Source organism: Nonomuraea recticatena (genome assembly GCF_039533245.1).
In the GTDB taxonomy this organism is placed as follows: domain Bacteria; phylum Actinomycetota; class Actinomycetes; order Streptosporangiales; family Streptosporangiaceae; genus Nonomuraea; species Nonomuraea roseola.
Genome location: NZ_BAAATE010000002.1, coordinates 444762 through 462072 on the forward strand (window position 1 = coordinate 444762; position 17311 = coordinate 462072).

At 72.1% G+C, this 17311-nt stretch carries 14 protein-coding genes; 4 read left to right on the top strand and 10 right to left on the bottom strand.

Annotated features, from left to right (window positions below; genetic code table 11):
• Positions 1-23 precede the first annotated feature (23 nt).
• From ABFX50_RS05385 to ABFX50_RS05395, 3 genes are all read right to left on the bottom strand, one after another.
• Positions 24-1307, bottom strand: a complete 1284-nt coding sequence (locus ABFX50_RS05385) for an RNA polymerase sigma factor (protein ID WP_346144083.1) — start codon at positions 1305-1307, stop codon at positions 24-26.
• Positions 1304-1723, bottom strand: coding sequence for a YciI family protein (locus ABFX50_RS05390; RefSeq protein ID WP_183645460.1), 420 nt, complete (start codon positions 1721-1723; stop codon positions 1304-1306). The genes ABFX50_RS05385 and ABFX50_RS05390 overlap by 4 nt, the downstream gene beginning before the upstream one ends.
• A gap of 263 nt (positions 1724-1986) precedes the next feature.
• Entirely contained in the window at positions 1987-3768 is a 1782-nt protein-coding gene (locus ABFX50_RS05395) for a DUF5107 domain-containing protein (protein WP_346143759.1), read from the bottom strand.
• Between the two features lie 206 nt (positions 3769-3974).
• Between ABFX50_RS05395 and ABFX50_RS05400 the strand changes: the two genes are divergently transcribed.
• Positions 3975-7115, top strand: a complete 3141-nt coding sequence (locus ABFX50_RS05400) for a discoidin domain-containing protein (RefSeq protein WP_346143761.1) — start codon at positions 3975-3977, stop codon at positions 7113-7115.
• A 98-nt stretch (positions 7116-7213) separates the two neighbouring features.
• Here the strand turns inward: ABFX50_RS05400 and ABFX50_RS05405 are convergent, their stop codons facing one another.
• Genes ABFX50_RS05405 through ABFX50_RS05415 form a run of 3 tightly spaced genes read right to left on the bottom strand, consistent with a single transcriptional unit; the run spans position 7214 to position 11640 of the window.
• Entirely contained in the window at positions 7214-10009 is a 2796-nt protein-coding gene (locus ABFX50_RS05405) for a DUF6493 family protein (RefSeq protein ID WP_346143762.1), read from the bottom strand.
• Between the two features lie 33 nt (positions 10010-10042).
• A complete protein-coding gene (locus ABFX50_RS05410; protein ID WP_346143764.1) occupies positions 10043-10726 on the bottom strand; it encodes a class I SAM-dependent methyltransferase in 684 nt (227 codons plus the stop codon).
• The gene (locus tag ABFX50_RS05415) at positions 10723-11640 is read right to left on the bottom strand and encodes a LysR family transcriptional regulator (RefSeq protein ID WP_346143766.1); all 918 of its coding nucleotides are present in this window, start codon (positions 11638-11640) and stop codon (positions 10723-10725) included. The genes ABFX50_RS05410 and ABFX50_RS05415 overlap by 4 nt, the downstream gene beginning before the upstream one ends.
• 70 nt (positions 11641-11710) lie before the next feature.
• Between ABFX50_RS05415 and ABFX50_RS05420 the strand changes: the two genes are divergently transcribed.
• Entirely contained in the window at positions 11711-12076 is a 366-nt protein-coding gene (locus tag ABFX50_RS05420) for a YybH family protein (protein WP_346143767.1), read from the top strand.
• Between the two features lie 38 nt (positions 12077-12114).
• On the opposite strand, the gene ABFX50_RS05425 is transcribed toward ABFX50_RS05420, so the two are convergent.
• Both ABFX50_RS05425 and ABFX50_RS05430 read right to left on the bottom strand, forming a co-directional pair.
• Positions 12115-12957, bottom strand: coding sequence for an aldo/keto reductase (locus ABFX50_RS05425; protein ID WP_346143769.1), 843 nt, complete (start codon positions 12955-12957; stop codon positions 12115-12117).
• Positions 12948-13793 (bottom strand): Rossmann-fold NAD(P)-binding domain-containing protein, encoded by an 846-nt coding sequence (locus ABFX50_RS05430; protein WP_346143771.1) that lies wholly within the window; start codon positions 13791-13793, stop codon positions 12948-12950. The genes ABFX50_RS05425 and ABFX50_RS05430 overlap by 10 nt, the downstream gene beginning before the upstream one ends.
• A 72-nt stretch (positions 13794-13865) precedes the next feature.
• On the opposite strand from ABFX50_RS05430, the gene ABFX50_RS05435 reads away from it, so the two are divergent.
• A complete protein-coding gene (locus tag ABFX50_RS05435; RefSeq protein WP_346143772.1) occupies positions 13866-14819 on the top strand; it encodes a LysR family transcriptional regulator in 954 nt (317 codons plus the stop codon).
• Here ABFX50_RS05435 and ABFX50_RS05440 read toward each other — a convergent pair.
• Both ABFX50_RS05440 and ABFX50_RS05445 read right to left on the bottom strand, forming a co-directional pair.
• Positions 14759-15592 carry an NAD(P)H-binding protein gene (locus ABFX50_RS05440; RefSeq protein ID WP_346143774.1) on the bottom strand — a complete coding sequence of 278 codons (834 nt, stop codon included), beginning with the start codon at positions 15590-15592 and terminating at the stop codon, positions 14759-14761. The genes ABFX50_RS05435 and ABFX50_RS05440 overlap by 61 nt on opposite strands.
• The gene (locus tag ABFX50_RS05445) at positions 15589-16623 is read right to left on the bottom strand and encodes a saccharopine dehydrogenase NADP-binding domain-containing protein (RefSeq protein ID WP_346143776.1); all 1035 of its coding nucleotides are present in this window, start codon (positions 16621-16623) and stop codon (positions 15589-15591) included. Before ABFX50_RS05445 ends, ABFX50_RS05440 begins: the two co-directional genes overlap by 4 nt.
• 87 nt (positions 16624-16710) lie before the next feature.
• Between ABFX50_RS05445 and ABFX50_RS05450 the strand changes: the two genes are divergently transcribed.
• Positions 16711-17301 carry a TetR/AcrR family transcriptional regulator gene (locus tag ABFX50_RS05450; protein WP_346143777.1) on the top strand — a complete coding sequence of 197 codons (591 nt, stop codon included), beginning with the start codon at positions 16711-16713 and terminating at the stop codon, positions 17299-17301.
• Positions 17302-17311: the final 10 nt, after the last annotated feature.

Sequence of the window (17311 nt, forward strand, 5' to 3'; positions counted from 1 at the left end):
TCGCGCGGGTGTCTGGCCGGCGCTCAGGCCAGGGCGGCGAGCTTGCGCCGGAGCAGGCCGCGCTCGCGCTCGTTGGCGCAGAGCCGTACGGCGAGCTCGATCTCACGCCGCGCGTCGTCGACCTTCCCGAGGCGGCGCAGCAGCTCGCCGCGCACGCTCGGCAGCAGATGGGAGCCGGACAGGCCGCCCGCCGCGACCAGGTCGTCGACGAGGAGAAGCGCTGCCGCGGGGCCTTGTGCCATGGAGAGCGCGACCGCCCGGTTGAGCTCGACGACAGGCGAGGGAGCCAGCCTGCCGAGCGCCTCGTAGAGCAGCACGATCCGTTCCCAGTCCGTCGCCTCGACGGACGGCGCGACGGCATGACACTCGGCGATCGCGGCCTGCACGCCGTAGACGCCGAGACCACGGCCCACCCGCCCTGCCTGAACCAGGGCCGCCCGCCCGCGCCGGATCGCCGCCCGGTCCCAGCGCCTGCGGTCCTGATCCTCCAGCAGGACCGGCTCCCCGTCGTCGTCCAGGCGCGCGGGGAAGCGGGCGGCGGTGAGCTCGAGGAGCGCGAGCAGGCCGTGCACCTCCGACTCGTCAGGGACCAGCCGCGCAAGGATCCGGGTCAGCCGTACCGCCTCACGAGCCAGGTCGGGGCGGATCCACTCCCGTCCGGACGAGGCGGTCGAACCCTCCGTGAAGATCAGGTACAGCACACTGAGCACCGGGCCGAGCCGCTTGCGACACTCGTGGGTCGGCGGCACCTCGAACGGCACCCGCGCGGCCGCGAGCGTCTTCTTGGCCCGCGTGATGCGCGCCTGCACCGTGGCGGTCGGCACGAGGAAGGCCCTGGCGATCTCGTCGCTCGTGAGACCGCCGAGGACGCGGAGCGTGAGCGCGATCTGGGCCTCGCGCGACAGCACCGGGTGGCAGGCGATGAACATCAGCGCCAGCAGGTCGTCATCGACGTGGTCCGGATCCCACAGCAGGTCGGTGTCCGGTGCGGCGCCCACCGGATGGCCGGAGGCGGCGCCGCCCTCTCCCAGGTGCCGGGCGAGGGCGGCGTATCTCTCGTCGAGAGCCGAGCGGCGGCGGAAGGAGTCGATCGCGCGACGCCTGCCCACGGTGAGCAGCCATCCCGCGGGATTGCGCGGGACGCCGTCTCGCGGCCAGGCGACGAGCGCCTCGGCAAGTGACTCCTGGGCCAGGTCCTCGGCCAGCGCGAAGTCGCCGGTGAAGCGGGCGAGTGTGCTGACGATGCGCGCGGACTCGATCCGCCACACCGCCACGACTGCCTGGCGACCGCCGTACGGATCGCTCACAGCTGGCCGGTCGCCACCCGCCATGCCCGCTCCTTCTGGATCCACTCGTTGTCCTGCGGGAACTCGTCGATACTGGTGACGCGGCGGATCTCGGCCTTCATCCCCGGACCGCTCATCGGCGCCCGCTTGGCCCACTCGACGGCCTCCTCCTTCGAGGCGACGTCGAGGATCCAGAAGCCGCCGAACAGCTCCTTGGTCTCACCGTAAGGCCCGTCGGTGACGACGGGAGGCTCGGAGGAGTAGTCCACGACGACACCCTGTGACGCGTCATCGAGACCCTCGGCGGCGACCAGCACGCCGGCCGAGATCATCTCGCTGTTGTACCGGCCCATGGACTCGATGATCTCGTTGAAGTCGACGTCCTGGAACGCGGCGTAGGCCTCGTCGCTCGCGCGCATGATCAGCATGTACTTCACGGTCTTCTCCTGCGGTGTCGCGGGTCCCGTTCGGACCCTCTCACCCATGGGTCGAACGGCGGAACCGCCGGATCGACATCGCGGGCAAGAAATCCGAAAAGAAGTCGTCGATGGCCAGCGGAACCAGGCCGACCGGAACGCCGGGCACCCGTCGCGATCTCTCGCGGCTTCGGCGGGGGACAGGGAACTGGGCGTCATGTCGGCGCTCCCCGGGACAGCCGCCGGCTGGCCGTCTCCCGCGACTGACCCAGGTGCCGAGGCCGTCAGCTCATGCGGAAGTCGTAGTCCGCGGGCAGGTCGCACTCCTCGCCGTGATAGGCGAACCACAGCTCGTCCAGGGCGTCCTCGCCCTCCCGCAGGTCGGGGACGACCAGGCCGTCCCGCAGGATGCGGCCGGTCCTGTCGCGCTCGCCGGCGGCCAGGGCGGCCCTGGCCTCCAGCAGCCGGATGCGGCCGTGGGCGCGATCGCCAGGAGGCAGGCGGTCGATGAGCGTCAGAGCGTCGGCGGGACAGCCGGCGGCGAGCAGGGCGGCGAGGGTCTCGACGGTGAGCGGGCGCACGGCCGGAGCCAGCGCGTGCGCCTCGAGGAGCAGCGCCGCCGCCGTGGCATCGTCGCCGTCGATCCTGTGGGCCTCGGCGACGGCGCGCAGCACGAGGGGGTCGCGCCGTTCGGCCAGCGCCTTGCCCCAGGCGTCCAGGGCCGCGGCCCTGTCGCCGGTGGACCACAGGTTGAGCCCGAGGTGGTAGCGGCCGTGCGGGTCCGCCGCCGCACGAAGCAGGGCCAGCCAGCGCGCTCCGACGACGCACTCCGCCTCGCCCGGCAGCCGGCCCTCCTCCAGGAGGGTCAGCCACGGGGCCTGCTCAACGCCGAGCGTGTCGTCGGGGAAGGGCGTGGCCGCCGACGCGGGCAGCCCCCCTGCCCTGCGCTCCAGCGCGCCCCACCCGGATCCTCGGTGGATGACGTCCGTGACGGGAAGCTCGGTCCACGGGCCGGTCTCCGGCTGTCCCGATGCCTGGACCAGCGCGTCGACGGCCGCGCGGGCCCGGTCGTACGGGGCGTCGGGCGCGGGGAGGGCCAGGGGCCTGTAGGTCTCCGTCCAGGTCCAGGTGGTGTGACCAGGCAGGGCGAGGTGCTCCAGCTGGGTCCTGGCCAGGCCGGCCTGGATCTCCAGATAGGGGGAGCGGGGGCCGGACAGCCAGCGCTGCCAGTGGTCGCCGCCGGGGGAGGTGCCCCAGCCGAACAGCTTCCTGCCCCGCAGCCGAGGGGTGGAGGTGTGGAGCAGGCCGTGGCCCTCGGCGTCGACGGCGGCAATCCAGGGAGTCTCCGACGTGACGTGGAAGAAGTAGTCGGCGGCCGCCCGCCAGGTGCCGGGGCGGCTGACGTCGGGATCGCCCGGATAGGGGACGGTGGTCAGGCGGTGGGCGTAGCCGAAGTGGTCGGCCAGGGCGGCGGGCGCGAGGACGCGGGTGCCGGGGGTCTGCGGGACGGCGATGTTGGACCACCAGTAGACGGGCACGCTCTCCGGTCGCGGGTTGCGCACGGCGACCGACACCACCAGCGCGCGAGAGCCAGGAGGCAGGGCGGCGTCGATCTGGACCACCAGCCCGCGCATCCGCTCGTACTCGTACAGCCGCAGCACGGGGTACGGCGCGGCCACCCAGGCCGCGTGCAGGGGATCGCAGGTCAGGGCCCAGTGGCCGGTCGTGCCCAGATTCCACTCCACGCCGCCGGCGAACCACGCGTCGCGCAGGGCGAGGTTGGCCGGTTGGATCACCGGGTTGCGGTGCAGCAACTCCCTGCCGGTGGACAGCTCGACCAGCGACCACAGGCGGCCGCCGAGCCCCGGCAGGAACACCGCCCTCAGGTGCTCGTTCTCCAGCGTGATCGCGGGCACTTCGCGCTCGACGGGGTCGCGCCGGTAGGAGTCGCGGGCGCCGTAGGGGAGCAGCGAGGGCGGGTGGCCGAAGTCGGTGATCGGCACGGCGGGGGGCCGCAGGATCGGCAGCGGGCTGACCGGCCCCGCGTCGGCGATGACGAGCTTCATCCCGGTCTCGACCCCTTCGTGCAGAACGTTTTAAGCACCGCTGCCGCGACGCTAAGGAGCGGACGGGGTGCTGTCAACGGGGTCAGCGGTGCGTATAACGGTCCGAAGACGGGTTATTGACCGCAGCTCTGCGCAGGTCTACCGTCCGGTCCAGCGGTTTGAAACGTTTTATATGCGTCCTCGGGGGATCTCGTGAGGAGCCTTGGATGGCAATCAGACCGGCCCTGTCAGCAGCGGTATCCCTTCTCGTCATCTCCACCCTCCTGGCCGTTCCCGCCCATGCGGCCGCGCTGTCCGTCTGGGTGCAGAGCGCGGCCGAACGGGCCTTCTCCTCGACCGTCCGACCGTCGAGCGCCTCCTCCTCGATCGCGCTCTGGGCGGCCCGTGGCGAGAGCGAGGCCGCGCAGATCCTGGTCAGGTCGGACACGCCGCTGACCGGTGTCCAGGTCACGGCAGGCGCGCTGAGCGGCCCCTCGGGCGCGGTGATCCCCGCGTCGGCCGTCACCGTCAGGCGTGAGTACAACCACCCGCGCATCTCCAAGGTGGGCGCGCACCAGAGCCCGCCCGACGGCGGCACCGCCTACTACGACGCGCTGGTGGAGAACACGCCGCAGACTCTCGCCGCGAACCTCACCCTGCCCTACCACTACAGCGTCAGGGTCCCCGCCTCGCAGGCTCCCGGCACGTACACCGGCACCGCCACGGTCAGGAGCGGCGCGGGCGACGTCATGGTGAACGTCGCGGTCACGGTCTACGGCGTCACGATCCCGCCCGCCGACCGGTCCACCTTCAAGATGAACAACTGGTTCACCTCGGCGGGCTGGGACTACAACGGCACGGTCAGGGCCATCCCCGCCCAGTACGGCGTGCAGATGTTCGACGCCAACTGGTGGCGGGTCATCGAGAACATCGCGGCCAACCACGCGAAGCACCGCAACAACGTGATCTTCGCCGACTTCCAGGCCCTGCTCATCCCCGACACGACCGTGGACGCGGCGGGCGACTACACCTTCGGCTGGGCCACCTTCGACAGGTTCGTCCAGACCTTCGTCGACGCGGGGGCGATGCAGTACATCTACACCCCGCACCTGCTCGAGGGCCTGCCGAACGACGTCGTCAAGCTCGACATGATCAAGAAGGTGAACGGCGTCGTGCAGCGGGTCCTGGCCGACCCCGACACCGCCGAGACCAACGCCTACCTCGCCCAGCTCTTCCCCGCGCTCAAGGCCCACCTGGACGCCAAGGGGTGGACCGACCTGTTCTACATGAGCGCGCTGGACGAGCCGTCCACCGCCAACCAGGTCAACGCCGCCAAGTGGGTCTACGCCACGTACCGCGAGTACTTCCCGGACCCGCTGACCAACGAGGCGCACCTGGCCGTGCTGCCCGCGATGGAGGGCGACCTCACGACCGCGACGCCGTACACGGGCCTCTACGACGGGAACGTCGGCTACTACCAGCGCCGCCGCCTGAGCGGGGCCGACCTGTGGCTCTACAACTGCATCGTCCCGCAGGACAGGCGGATGAACCGCTTCATCTCCTACCACCTGGCCTCGACCAGGCTCACCCCCTGGCTCACCTGGAAGATCGGCGGGACCGGCTACCTGCACTGGGGCTGGAACTTCTGGTGGGACTTCAGCGACCTCAACCGGCCATCGGACACCTTCGACGACTGGCAGACCGGCGACAACTGGCTGGTCAGGCCGAACAAGGCGGCCTACGACGTCTACGACAGCGTCAGGAGCGAGACCCAGCTCGACGGCTTGGAGGACGTGGAGCTGCTGAACCTGCTGGCCAGGACCAAGCCGGTCACCGCGCGGGCCATCGCCAACACCCTGATCACCGACTCGACCTCCTACGAGCAGTCCGGCCGCGAGGTCGACAACCGGCACAGGCAGATCCTCGACGCGCTCGTCTCGCAGGGACCCGACCTGAGCTTCCCCTACGCCGACGACTTCGCCGCCGGCGAGAAGAGCTGGCGGCACAGCGCGGGAGCCTGGTCGGTCAGCGGCGGCGAGTACGTCCAGTCCGACTCCTCCGCCACCTGGGGGATCACGGCCGCGCTGGAGGGCAGGGCCTACCGCGACGTGGTGGCGGGCGTCGACCTGCGGATCACCGGGGTGAACGCCAGCGGGGGCAGGACCAACTGGGCGGGGCTCATGGTGCGCAACCTCAACGCCACCGACATGGACACCGGCTACCTGGTCGCCCTGCGCGACAACGGCCAGGTCTTCGTCTACCGCAGCGGCGTCACGCTCGGCTCGGCCGTCGTGCCGGGCTACGTCTCGGGCCAGTGGACCAGGTTGCGGGTGGCGGCGCGCGGCGGGACCCTCACCGTCCACGCGGGAGCGAAGAAGATCCTCACCGTCACCGACAGCGCCTACCCCGTGGGCGGCCTCGCCCTGGTGACCGGCGGCGCGAGCGCCCGCTTCGACAACGTGCGGGTCAACCCTGAGACCAACCCGGCCGAGGGCCGTACGGTGACCGTCTCCAGCTCCTACGAGGGCGATGGCTGGACCACCCCCGCCGTCGTGGACGGCGCCCGCGCCGGCATCGGATGGAGCAGCTCCACCGCGAACATGGGCGGCAACCACACCGAGTGGATCCAGGTCGACCTCGGCGGCGCCAGGCCTCTGAGCAGGGTGGACCTCCATCCCCGTTCCGACGGCCCCAACACCGGCCTCGGCTTCCCCGTGGACTTCACGGTCCAGGTCTCGGCCGACGGCTCCTCCTGGACGACGGTCGCCACCAGGACCGGGTACCCGAGGCCAGGCGCGGGCGCGCAGACCTTCCCCTTCCCCACCGCCTCGGTCCGCCACATCAGGGTGACGGGGACGAACCTCAGGCCCGACCAGCACGGCAACCACCACATGCAGCTGGCCGAGATCGAGGCCGTCGGCGGCAACCTCGCGGCGGGCCGCCCGGTCACCGCGTCCAGCTCGGTGGAGTACACCGACGAGGGCTGGCTGCGGACCAACCTCACCGACGGCGCGCGCTCGGCGCTCTGGTACTCGATGGGCTGGAGCAGCCTGCCCGGTACGGCCGGCCGTACCGAATGGGCGGCCGTCGACCTCGGCGGCCCCAGCCTGGTCTCCAGGGTCGACCTCCACGCCAGGTCGGACGGCGAGAACACCGGCTCCGGCTTCCCCACGGACTTCACGGTTCAGGTCTCGGCCGACGGCTCCTCCTGGACGACGGTCGCCACCAGGACCGGGTACCCGAGGCCAGGCGCGAGCGCGCAGGCCTTCTCCTTCACGCCCGTCACCGCGCGTCACGTCAGGGTCGTCGGCACCGGTCACCGCGACGCCCCGTACCACATGCAGCTCGCCGAGCTCGAGGTCCACTAGGAGAACCATGAACAGGACGTGCAGAGCGATGGCCGGCTGGTCGAGGTGAGAACCCAGGGCGCGGGCAGGTGGAACCCGCCCGCGCCCGGGCGCCGCGCTCACCCGGCGGAGGCGTCGTGCCCGGCGAGCCGGTCGCGCAGGCGGGCGCACTCGCGGGCGAAACGGCTGTTCCTGCCGCTTGCCGCATGGGTGGACACGGCCGCGATCTCTCCTCGCGCCCCGCTCCAGAGGGCCACGTCGGCGGCCAGCGCGACCGCCTCCGCATGCGTGACGGTCGGCCGCTCGCCCTCACCTGGCAGCAGGACCGGCAACAGGCCCATGAGGATCTCCCAGACCTGCGCCTGCGCCCCCTGCTGAGCCGCCTCGGCGAGCGAGGCCAGCACCGGACGGGTCTCGAACCATGTGCGGCGAATCAGCAGCCCCAGCTGGCGGCCCAGCACCCCGGTGGGCAGGCCGCCACGGGCCGCCATCCGCACCAGCAGCGGCACCGCTTCCTGATCCCGCCCGGCCAGGAAGGTGGCCAGGATGAGCGCGGTCGCGTCTCCCAGAGGACCGTCCGCCTCGGCCAGCATCGCCAGGTGCGCCGGGTCCACGCTCGGCGCGCTCCACTGGTTGAGCAGGTGGGGCAGGTAGTTGACCGACACGACCTCCCTGTGCGACGGAAGGATCGCGGGCCACCAGGCCATCGCGCGGCCGTGATCTCCCCTCCGCCATGGCGCCGGCTTGCGCAGCAGATCGTCGATCAGGGGATGACCGGTCGGCTCGGCACGCAGCACGGGGACCGGCCGGACGTCGCGGTGACAGCCGTCATGGGCGGGCTCTCGCTCGTCGAAGAGGTAACCGCTCGCCCCTTCGAGGTATCCCCACGTGAAGCCCGTCTCGGGGTCGGGCAGGCCGCCCTCGGCCAGCCAGGAGGCGACCGTCGCCGCGGCATGGGAGGCCACGCGCCCAGCCCGCTCGGCGGCCTCGGGGTGAATGCCGCGCGGGAGGCGGAGCAGGGCTTGCTGCAGGTCGGCGGAGAGCGGGTCGCAACCCGCCGCCGCGCACGCCTCCAGTCGGTCCACCAGCACCTCCGGGTCCAGGCTCCCCGACATGAGGGTGGGCGTCGCCAGCAGGACAGGCGGCAGCGCCCCTGTCCTGAACGCCCGGTAGAGCTCACAGAGCCGGTGCAGCACGAACAGGTGCGGAGGCGAAACGCTGTGCGGTTCAGGCAGCCGGTTGCGCCGCCTGAACTCCACCGCGGGGTCGGGCATCACACGCACGGAGAGGCTCGATCCGGCCCACGTACTGACGGGCTCAGGGTCGGGCACGCCGGGATCGGCGCCCGGAGTGATCGCCTCCTGGGCGAGGGCGACGACCCACTGCGAGGGGTCGAGCCAGCGCGCCGCGGCGTACAGGGAGGGACGGCGGTCACCGAACACGGGGGCCAGCTGCTCGCGCAGCGCCGTGCGATCGTCCGCTGCGAGCGCGACGAAGCCCGCCAGCCACCGCTCGACCGTCGCCCAGTCGTGTGTGTTCCAGCTGAGAGTGCCCAACGCGGCCGTGGGCCCGGGGAAGCGGCCCACGGCTTCGACGGGGGGCAGCGGCGGCGGCGCGAAGGGTGCGGGGGCCTCGGTGGTGTCGCCGCCGAAGACGGCGGCCACCCTCGCTCCCAGGTCCACCGGCAGCGACGGCACCGCCTCGGCGATCAGCACCGTGCCCTTCTCGAACCTGGCCGCATGCTTGAGCGCGAGCTGCACCGCCCGGCTCTGGACCTCGTACGAGGTGTGCGCGAAGGCCGTCGCCAGGGCAGGGGCCAGTTCGTCGGCCGTCGCCGGCGAGCGCCGTACCCGCTCGTCGAGCCAGCTCAGGCCCGCGCGCGCCAGCTTGGCCTCGGCGCGGAAGACCAGGACGCCGATCGCCTCCGCCACGTCGGCGCTGTCGTGCGGACCCGTGCGCCGCACCTGCGCGAGCGCCAATTCGGCGACCGTGCCGGGCGCGGCGGGAAGCAGCCTCAGGTAGTCGCGCGCCCGTGCGGCCGCTTCGGCGGGCGCGGGGTCGAGCAGGGTGTGGAGCCGTACGAAGAAACGCAGATCAGCGGCGTCGCCACCGCGCAGGAACCGGCTCACGCAGCCGTCGAGGAGCTGGTCGCGCGACAGCCTTCCTGACGCGAGCAGTCGCCGGATCAGGCCCAGCCACCGCGTCGGCGCGGGCGTCAGCCGCTCCTCTCGCAGCGCGCGGCCCACCCCCTGCGCCTCGAAGATCCGGGGGAGCAGCGTGGTGACCAGCGGGTCGGACGTGACCACGGGGGAGGAGACCCAGGCGACCACGAGCGGGTCGTGCGGCGGCGGCTCGATGCCGCCGGCCCGCAGCAGCGCGAGCACCAGCGGCGCGCCGGGGTCGGCCGCGGTGCGGATCTTCCCGGCCAGACGGGTGGTCACGTCGGCGTGCCAGGCGGCGGGACGGGCCGTCAGTACGCGGAGCAGGTGCTCGGTGTCGGACGGCGTCTGCTGTCGCGGCCTCAGCTCGCGCCGGGTGAGCCAGGCGACGGTCGCGGCCGAGCCGGAGATCGTCCCCGCCCCCGCGACGCGCAGCGGCCCCGCGAGCTGCTCGAGCTCCTCGCGCACGTCGAACTCGATGAGCAGGTCCAGGTTGTTCCGAGCCGACTCGGGCCAGGAGGCCTCGTCGTCATCGAGATCGTTCCCGGCCATCCAGCTCTCACGGGCACGCCGGGCGGCGGCCTCGCGCAGCTCCGTCAGCAATTCAGGCAGCAGTCGGGCCACCTCGATGCGTTCCGCCTCGGTCAGCGCGAGCACCCGGTCCGCCAGAAACCTCGTCCTGCGCTCGGTGATGAGGTCACGCACCTCCTGCCAGGCGGGTGAACCATGCTCGTGCACCTGTGTCGCGCTCGTCATGGTCGAGGACTCTAGAGATCATCACCGACAGACTCAGGACGACGGACGGCGGGCATAGTGGGAGTCGACGGCGGGCTGGCCGGTGTAGTTGGGGCCCGCCTGGTCGTCGGAGCCGAGGTAGGAGTAGGGGAGTGTGATCTCTCGTCGGCCGTGACAGCTGATCCGCCTGGTGCGCGGCTCGTACGTCAGGCCGGCGGCCCGCAGGTCGCGGGTCAGGCGAGCTCCCGCCGGCGCGCCGCCCTCGACGCGTACGCCGCGGGTGTCGAAGTTGGCGACGAACAGGCCGTCGTCGGTGAGCCGGCGCGCGGCCCGCGCGATCACGCCGAGCTTGTCGCCCACGTAGTGCAGCCCGTGGACGCTCGTGATCAGGTCGAAGACGCCGTCAGGCTCCCAGGAGGCGACCGAGGCCGTGACCAGACGCAACCTGGGCGGGTCCTGCGGGCCCGCGAAGAAGTCGACCAGGTCCACGCCGACGATCTCGACCTGCGGGGGGAGCGTGTGGGCGGCCTCGAAGAGCGCGCCTGCCGTTCCGCAGCACAGGTCCAGCCATCGCACCCTGGCCCCTTCGGCGGTTCGGGCGCGGAGGTGGCCGGCGAGGTCCAGACCCAGCTCGCGGTTGTAGCCGGGCAGGCGGCGCTCGCGGTTCATCAGGCAGTTGGCCACGACCGACGAGCGTTCGAGCTCCTCGTCACCGAGCAGACCGGTCACGGAGCTCATGACGAGGCCTCTCGGCCGGCGCGATCGGCAGGGCTGGGACCTGCGAAGGCGCGCCTGCCGTACCGGAGGAACTCACGCACCGCGGGGCCGTGGGCGCTCTTCCAGACCAGGGCGAGCAGAGCGGGCGTCTCGACGTCGTCCAGGGGCAGGGCGGTGAGCCGGTCGCGGTGGTGCGCGGCCATCGACTCGCTGAGGACCGCGACGCCGAGCCCCCGGACGGCGAGGTCGGCGATGGCGTCCGCGGCGCTGGCCTGCAGTGCGATCGCGGGGTGGAGGCCCTGCGCGGCGCACGCGCGGTCGAACACCGTGCGCAGGCCGGTGCCGGGCGGCATGCACACGATCGGGTACGCGCCGAGGTCGCGCAGGCTGATCGCCTGCCGTTCCGCCAGAGGGTGCCCGGAGGGGACCGCGGCCACGAGGCGTTCGCTGATGATCGTCAGCGCTCCCAGGCCGTCGGGGGTGGCGGTCGCGGCGCCGATCAGGGCCAGGTCGAGGGCGCCTGCGCGGACCCCCTCGACGAGCCGGTCGGAGTTGTCCTCCAGCAGTGAGAGCTCCACCCCCGGATGCGCCCGGTGAAAGGCCGCCAGGGCGTCGAACAGGGGCGTGATGGTGCAGCCGATGACCATGCCGACCGTGAGCCTGCCCCTGATCAGGTCGCTCACCTCGTCCACCGCCTGGCCGAGCGCGTCCGCGGCGGCGAGCGCGGCGCGGGCGTGCTGGAGCGCGGCCTTGCCTGCGACCGTGAGGGTGGCGGTGCGCGCCGACCGGTCGAAGAGCTCGGCGCCGAGCTCGCGTTCGAGCTGACGGATCTGGGCGCTGACGCCCGACTGGCTGATGTGCACCCGCTCGGCCGCCCTGGTGAAGTTCCGCTCCTCGGCGACGGCGACGAAGTACTCCAGCTGTCGCAGTTCCATAAGCAGAGATTCTAGTTTCCAGCAATCCTATCTGTTGGACTTCTAGCGTGGAGCGGGCGAGGCTGGAGACATGACGGAATACGAGAAGGCCATGAGGCCCGAGGACATCACCAGGCTGTTCGTCGAACGGTCCAACGCGGGTGACGCGGCGGGAGTCGCCGAGCTGTACGAGCAGGACGCGGTGCTGGCCTATCCGCCGGGCAGCCAGACGGTGGGCCGTGAGGCGATCCGCGAGCTGTGGGCGAAGGTGCTGGCCAACCGTCCCCGCTTCGAGCCGGAGGAGCCGCTGCCGACGTTGATCAGCGGCGACCTCGCCCTCACCTCGACCCCGCCGAGGGACGGCGCGGGCGCCCGCGCCCAGGTCGTCCGCCGCCAGCCCGACGGCAGCTGGCTACGCCTCCTCGACCAGCCCGAATTCACACTCCCTGCCCGCTGATTTTCAACGGCCAGGCGATCCGATGTGGGGCAGGCCCGCTACGAGAGGCGGGCGAGTTCGGTCTCGGTCAGGGTGAGGGTCGTGGCGGCGGCCGAGTCGCGGATGGTCGCCGGGCGGCTGGCGCCGGGGATCGGGATGAGCGTGGGCGACAGGGTGAGCAGCCAGGCCAGGCAGACGCGCTGCGGGCTCACCCCGCGCTCGCGGGCGATCTCGTGGAAGGGCGTGCGCGGGCCCTCGTCGGCCGAAGGCCCGTCCAGCGAACTGCGGGAGATGCCGCCGAGCGGGCTCCACGGCAGGAACGCCAGGCCGAGGTCCGCGCACAGGCGCAGCTCGGGCTCGCTGTCCCGTACGGCGGGCGAGAAGCGGTTCTGCACCGAGACGAGCCCCTCGCCGAGGATCTCGCGGGCCGTCAGGATCTGCTCGGCCGTCACGTTCGAGATGCCCGCCATGCGGATCTTCCCCTGATCGAGCAGCGTGCGCAGGGCGCCGACCGAGTCGGCCCACGCGACCTCCGGATCGGGCTTGTGCAGCTGGTACAGGTCGATGGCCTCGACGCCGAGCCGCCTCAGTGAGGCCTCGCAGGCGCGGACGAGGTGGCCGGGCGTGCCGTTCACCGTCCACGAGCCGTCGCCGGGACGGCCCCTGCCGCCCTTGGTGGCGATCATCGCCTCCCTCGAGAAGCCCGCGAGAAGCCGCTCGTTGTGGCCGACCTCGTCGGCGTGCCAGTGGTAGGAGTCGGCGGTGTCGATCAGGGTGATCCCCGCGTCGAGCGCGGCGCGGACGGTGGCCAGGGCTCTGTCGCGGCCGGGGCGTCCCTCGATGGACAGCGGCATGGCGCCCATGCCGATCGCGCCGACCTCGTGCTGACCGATCAGGCGCATGCCACGGCCTCCTCCAGCCAGTCGCTCACGTGGGAGAAGGTGAAGCCGAGGCTCGTGGCCCGGCTGTTGTCCATCGCGTAGTAGCGCTCGAAGGAGTACGGCGACTCGCCCCGCTCGTACACCGGCCGCCTGCCCACCTTCGCGGCGATGACCTCGCACAGGGCGAGGACGTCCAGCTCGCCGTGGGAGCAGGCGTTGACGACGCCGGTGAAGTCCGCGCCCGCCGCCCACTCGAGCACGGCGGCGATCTCTCTGTCGTTGACGAAGCAGGTCGGCTTCGGGTCGGCGTGGACGGCGACAGGCCTGCCGTCCGCGATGCGCTCCTTGTAGTGCGCGAGGCGTCCGGTGAAGTCATGTCCGCCGAGCACGTGGGTGCTGCGCACGCTGACGAAGTCGAAGGCGGACTCCCGGGCGAGGACCGCCTCGGCCTGTCGCTTGCCGTCGCCGTAGGCGTACTCCCGCAGGCCGTGCCGTACCGGCACGGTCAGCGGGTCCACGGCCGTCTCCGCCACGGGCCCGCTGTGCTCCAGGTCGGCGTACACCTCGATCGTCGAGGTCATCACGTAGCGAGGGGTACGGCCCGCGAAGACCTCGAGGGCCGTGCGCGCCTGGTCGGGGGTGTAGCAGACCTGGTCGATCACCACGTCGAACGCGCGGTCTCCCAGGGCGGCCGTCATGGCGGAGGCGGAGTCCCTGTCGGCGACCACGTGCTCGACCCCGGGAGGCGCCGGCATGGATCCCCTGTTCACCAGGGTGACCTTCGCGACGGCTGACAAGGACTCGATCAGGTGGCGGCCGAAGTATCGGCTGCCCCCGATGACGCAGACGGTTCTCATGGGCACCGAGCCTGCCCGGCTATGGTCTTAAGCAGAAGTGGCAGCTTGCTTAACCCGCTTTAAGGAGAACTGATGATCGACGTGGCGCGACTGCGGGTGCTGCGGGAGGTGGCCAGGCAGGGCAGCTTCAGCAAGGCCGCCGCGGTGCTGCTGTTCACGCCGTCGGCGGTCTCCCAGCAGATCTCCGCCCTGGAGCGAGCGGTCGGCGCGCCGGTGGTCGAGCGCAGCACCCGCGGCGTGGTGCTCACCGAGTCGGGGCGGCTGCTGGTCGAGTCGGCCGAGGCGATCTTCGCCGAGCTCCACAGGGCCCGCGAGCAGATCAGCAGGCTCACGACAGGACGCAGCAGGCTGACCGTCGCCACCTTCACCAGCGGCGGGCGCCGCCTGCTGCCGTCCGCGCTGGATGGCTTCGTCGCCGCCCATCCCGAGGTCGAGGTCAACGTCGTCGAGGGGGAGCCCGAGGTCAGCCTGTCGCTGGTGCGGGAGGGAAGGGCCGATCTGGCGGTCGCCTACCACTTCGACGGGCCGCTGCCCGACTCGTCCGGCCTGCAGTGGACGCCGCTCATGGACGATCCCATGTCGGTGGTCCTACCGCCCCGTCACCCGCTCGCCGGGCGAGCCGAGCTCGACCTGGCCGAGCTCGCCGGCGAGTCATGGGTGATCGGATGCACCAGGACCGAGGGCTTCCTGCGCCGCTACGCGGCCATGGCGGGGTTCGAGCTGCGGGTCTCGGGCAGCACGACCGACTACTTCTTCGCCCAGGCCCTGGTGGCGGCGGGGCTGGGCGTCACCCTGGTGCCCGAGCTCGGGCTCGATCCCGGCGCCGCGGACCTCACCCTCGTGCCGGTCAGGCCGCCCCGCCCGGCCAGGTACGTCGGGGTGGCCGCCTCGCGCAGGCACCCCTCGCCGCTGGTCGAGGCGATGAGCGGCGCCCTACGCGAGGCCGCGCGGCAGATCGTGGAGCCTCAGGTGGTGGAGCGGACGAACTCCTCCAGAGTCACCGGTCGCTCGATGGTGACCCGGTAGAGCGGGTGGTCGGCCGAGCCGATGAACCTGAAGATCGCCCACAGGTGCGACAGGTGCTCGACGGCGTAAGGGTCGCCGTAGACGGCCATCGCGCGCTCCTCCCACTGCTCAGGAGGCAGATCGACGTAGCGCAGGCCCATGGCCTCCGCCACCTGGCCGATGGTCGCCATCTGCCCGGTGAGCAGGCAGATCGGGTCGACAGGTCCTGGCTCGAGCAGCAGACGCGCCCCCGCCCTGGCCACGTCGGCGGCCGCGACGAGCGGCAGCAGCGTGTCCCTCGAGCCCAGCGGAAGGGCCAGCTCCCCGCCCTCTCCCGCGGCGGCCACGACGGCCAGGTTCTCGAAGAAGACCGCTGCCCGCAGGTGCACCGCGCCCACGCCCGCCCAGTCGAAGACCTGCTCCGACACCCAGTGGCGGCGCATCCGCGGCGTGCCGGCCTCGGGGCCGGCGTCCAGCTGGGACACCTCGACGACCCGCTCCACGCCCTCCTCCCTGGCCGCCGCCGCGAAGACGCCCGTGGCGTCCAGGAGGCCGGCCGTCACCGGATAGGTGAAGAAGGCCCGCCGCACCCCGCGTACGGCAGGCCGTACGGAGGAGATCTCGCGCAGATCGCCGACGACCACCTCGGCCCCGAGCTTGCGCAGCTCATCGGCCCTGTGGTCGTCGGAGTGGACGAACGCCCGCACGGCCTCGCCCCGCTCGAGCAGGAGGTCGACGACCTGCCGTCCTGTCGAGCCCTGCGGCCCTCCTGCCGCGCCCGTGACGAGGATCATCGTTCCGCCTTTCCCTGGATGCTGAGAGTGAACAGGCCGAGCCGTTCGAGATCGCGCAGGTACGGCTCGGCGGGGAAGGCCTCGGCGGGGCCGTGGACGCCGCTCGACCCGGGACCCTGTCCGTCTGCCAGGCGCAGGGCCGCCTCCACTGAGGCGACGGCGCTGGCACGCCACAGGTCGTGCCCGCGCACCTGCCCCGCCCTGCCGCCGTCCGCGGTGATCACCTGGACGGCCACGGTGAAGTCGGAGCCCGCCCTGGTCTCGGCGTCGATGTGCTCGCTGGTGAAGACCTGCTCCTCGGAGAAGGTGTCGGCGGTCAGCTGCGCCTCCACCCGCAGCGCCTCGACGTGCCTGGGGATGGTCACCACGTCGGACGAGGGGAGCGGCGCGATCATCGTGCGCGGGCCGAGCGGCGGAGGGAAGGGGAAGACCGCGTTGCGCGGCTCGACGTAGCCGATGTGGAAGGCGCCGTCGGTGTAGGTGATCCGCTGGGTGTCGGCGAACAGGAGCTCGGCGGTCTTCTTCGCCCCCGTGGTCAGCCGCCATCCGGTCACCGCGTAGGCGACCGTCACCCGCTCGATGCCGGTCAGGCCTTCGGCCACGGCGCCGGCGAGCAGATCGCCCAGCCCGCCGTAGAAGCTCATCGCGGTGACCATGGTGATGCCCGCGCGCTGGGCGGGCTCCCGCATGGCCTCGAACATCCAGCGGGTGTGGTGCTGCTCCAGGCCGTGGTCGACGTAGTGGCAGCCGGCCTCGGCCGCGGCCTGCGCGACAGGCTTGCCGGTCTCGGTGAAGGGACCCGCGCAGTGGATCAGGACGGACGCCTGCGCCGCGAGCGCCCGTAGCGCGGCGGGGTCGTCCAGAGTCGCCTGGTGGACGCGCGCGCCGCCGAGCTCGTCGGACAGCGTCTTGAGCGCCGCGCCGTCGCGACCGGCCAGGATGACCTCCCTGCCTCGGGCGTGCAGCTCGGCGGCGACCAGGCGCCCCGTGTGACCGGTGGCGCCGTAGACGGCGATGTGCGGTGAGGACACAACTCACCTCCATGTTTCATACTGAGGGTATGTAACTTCTGTCGAAGTTACGTACCGCGAGTACGTAAGTCAATGGGGGAGTGCACGATGGGCCGCCGCACCCAGGCCGAGCGTTCGGACGCGACGACATCACAGCTGGTCAGCGCCGCGCAGGAGCTGTTCGGCAGGAACGGTTACGCCGCGACGTCGATCGACGCGATCGCCGCGGCGGCCGGGGTGACCAAGGGCGCGGCCTACCACCACTTCGAGGGCAAGCCCGCGCTGTTCAGGGCGGCGTTCGTCCGCGAGCAGGAGGAGACCGCCGCCATGCTGGGGCGGGTGGCCATGAGCGAGGCCGACTCGTGGGTGGCGCTGCGGCGCGGCTGCCGTACCTTCCTCGAGCGCTGTCTCGATCCGGGCTTCCGGCAGATCGTCATCCTGGACGGGCCCTCGGTGCTGGGGTGGGAGGCCGTGCGGGAGATCGAGTACGGTCACACGCTCAGGGTCCTGCTCGACGGCATGCGCATGGCCGCCGCCGACGGGCTGCTGGCCGAAGGGAACCTGCCCGCCAGGGCCCAGCTGGTCTTCGGAGCGCTCTGCGAGGGCGGCATGCTGCTGGCCCGCTCGCCCGACCCCGAGGCGGACCTGCCCGTCCTCGCGGCGGAGGCCGAACGCCTGCTGGAGGCGCTCAAGCCGTGAGGGAGGGCGG

Coding starts and splice junctions, on each gene's coding strand:
- ABFX50_RS05435 (WP_346143772.1), top strand. CDS start 13,866: ATGATCGACGTGGCGCGACTGCGGGTGCTGCGGGAGGTGGCCAGGCAG.
- ABFX50_RS05395 (WP_346143759.1), bottom strand. CDS start 3,768: ATGAAGCTCGTCATCGCCGACGCGGGGCCGGTCAGCCCGCTGCCGATC.
- ABFX50_RS05425 (WP_346143769.1), bottom strand. CDS start 12,957: ATGCGCCTGATCGGTCAGCACGAGGTCGGCGCGATCGGCATGGGCGCC.
- ABFX50_RS05405 (WP_346143762.1), bottom strand. CDS start 10,009: ATGACGAGCGCGACACAGGTGCACGAGCATGGTTCACCCGCCTGGCAG.
- ABFX50_RS05450 (WP_346143777.1), top strand. CDS start 16,711: ATGGGCCGCCGCACCCAGGCCGAGCGTTCGGACGCGACGACATCACAG.
- ABFX50_RS05440 (WP_346143774.1), bottom strand. CDS start 15,592: ATGATCCTCGTCACGGGCGCGGCAGGAGGGCCGCAGGGCTCGACAGGA.
- ABFX50_RS05420 (WP_346143767.1), top strand. CDS start 11,711: ATGACGGAATACGAGAAGGCCATGAGGCCCGAGGACATCACCAGGCTG.
- ABFX50_RS05430 (WP_346143771.1), bottom strand. CDS start 13,793: ATGAGAACCGTCTGCGTCATCGGGGGCAGCCGATACTTCGGCCGCCAC.
- ABFX50_RS05415 (WP_346143766.1), bottom strand. CDS start 11,640: ATGGAACTGCGACAGCTGGAGTACTTCGTCGCCGTCGCCGAGGAGCGG.
- ABFX50_RS05400 (WP_346143761.1), top strand. CDS start 3,975: ATGGCAATCAGACCGGCCCTGTCAGCAGCGGTATCCCTTCTCGTCATC.
- ABFX50_RS05410 (WP_346143764.1), bottom strand. CDS start 10,726: ATGAGCTCCGTGACCGGTCTGCTCGGTGACGAGGAGCTCGAACGCTCG.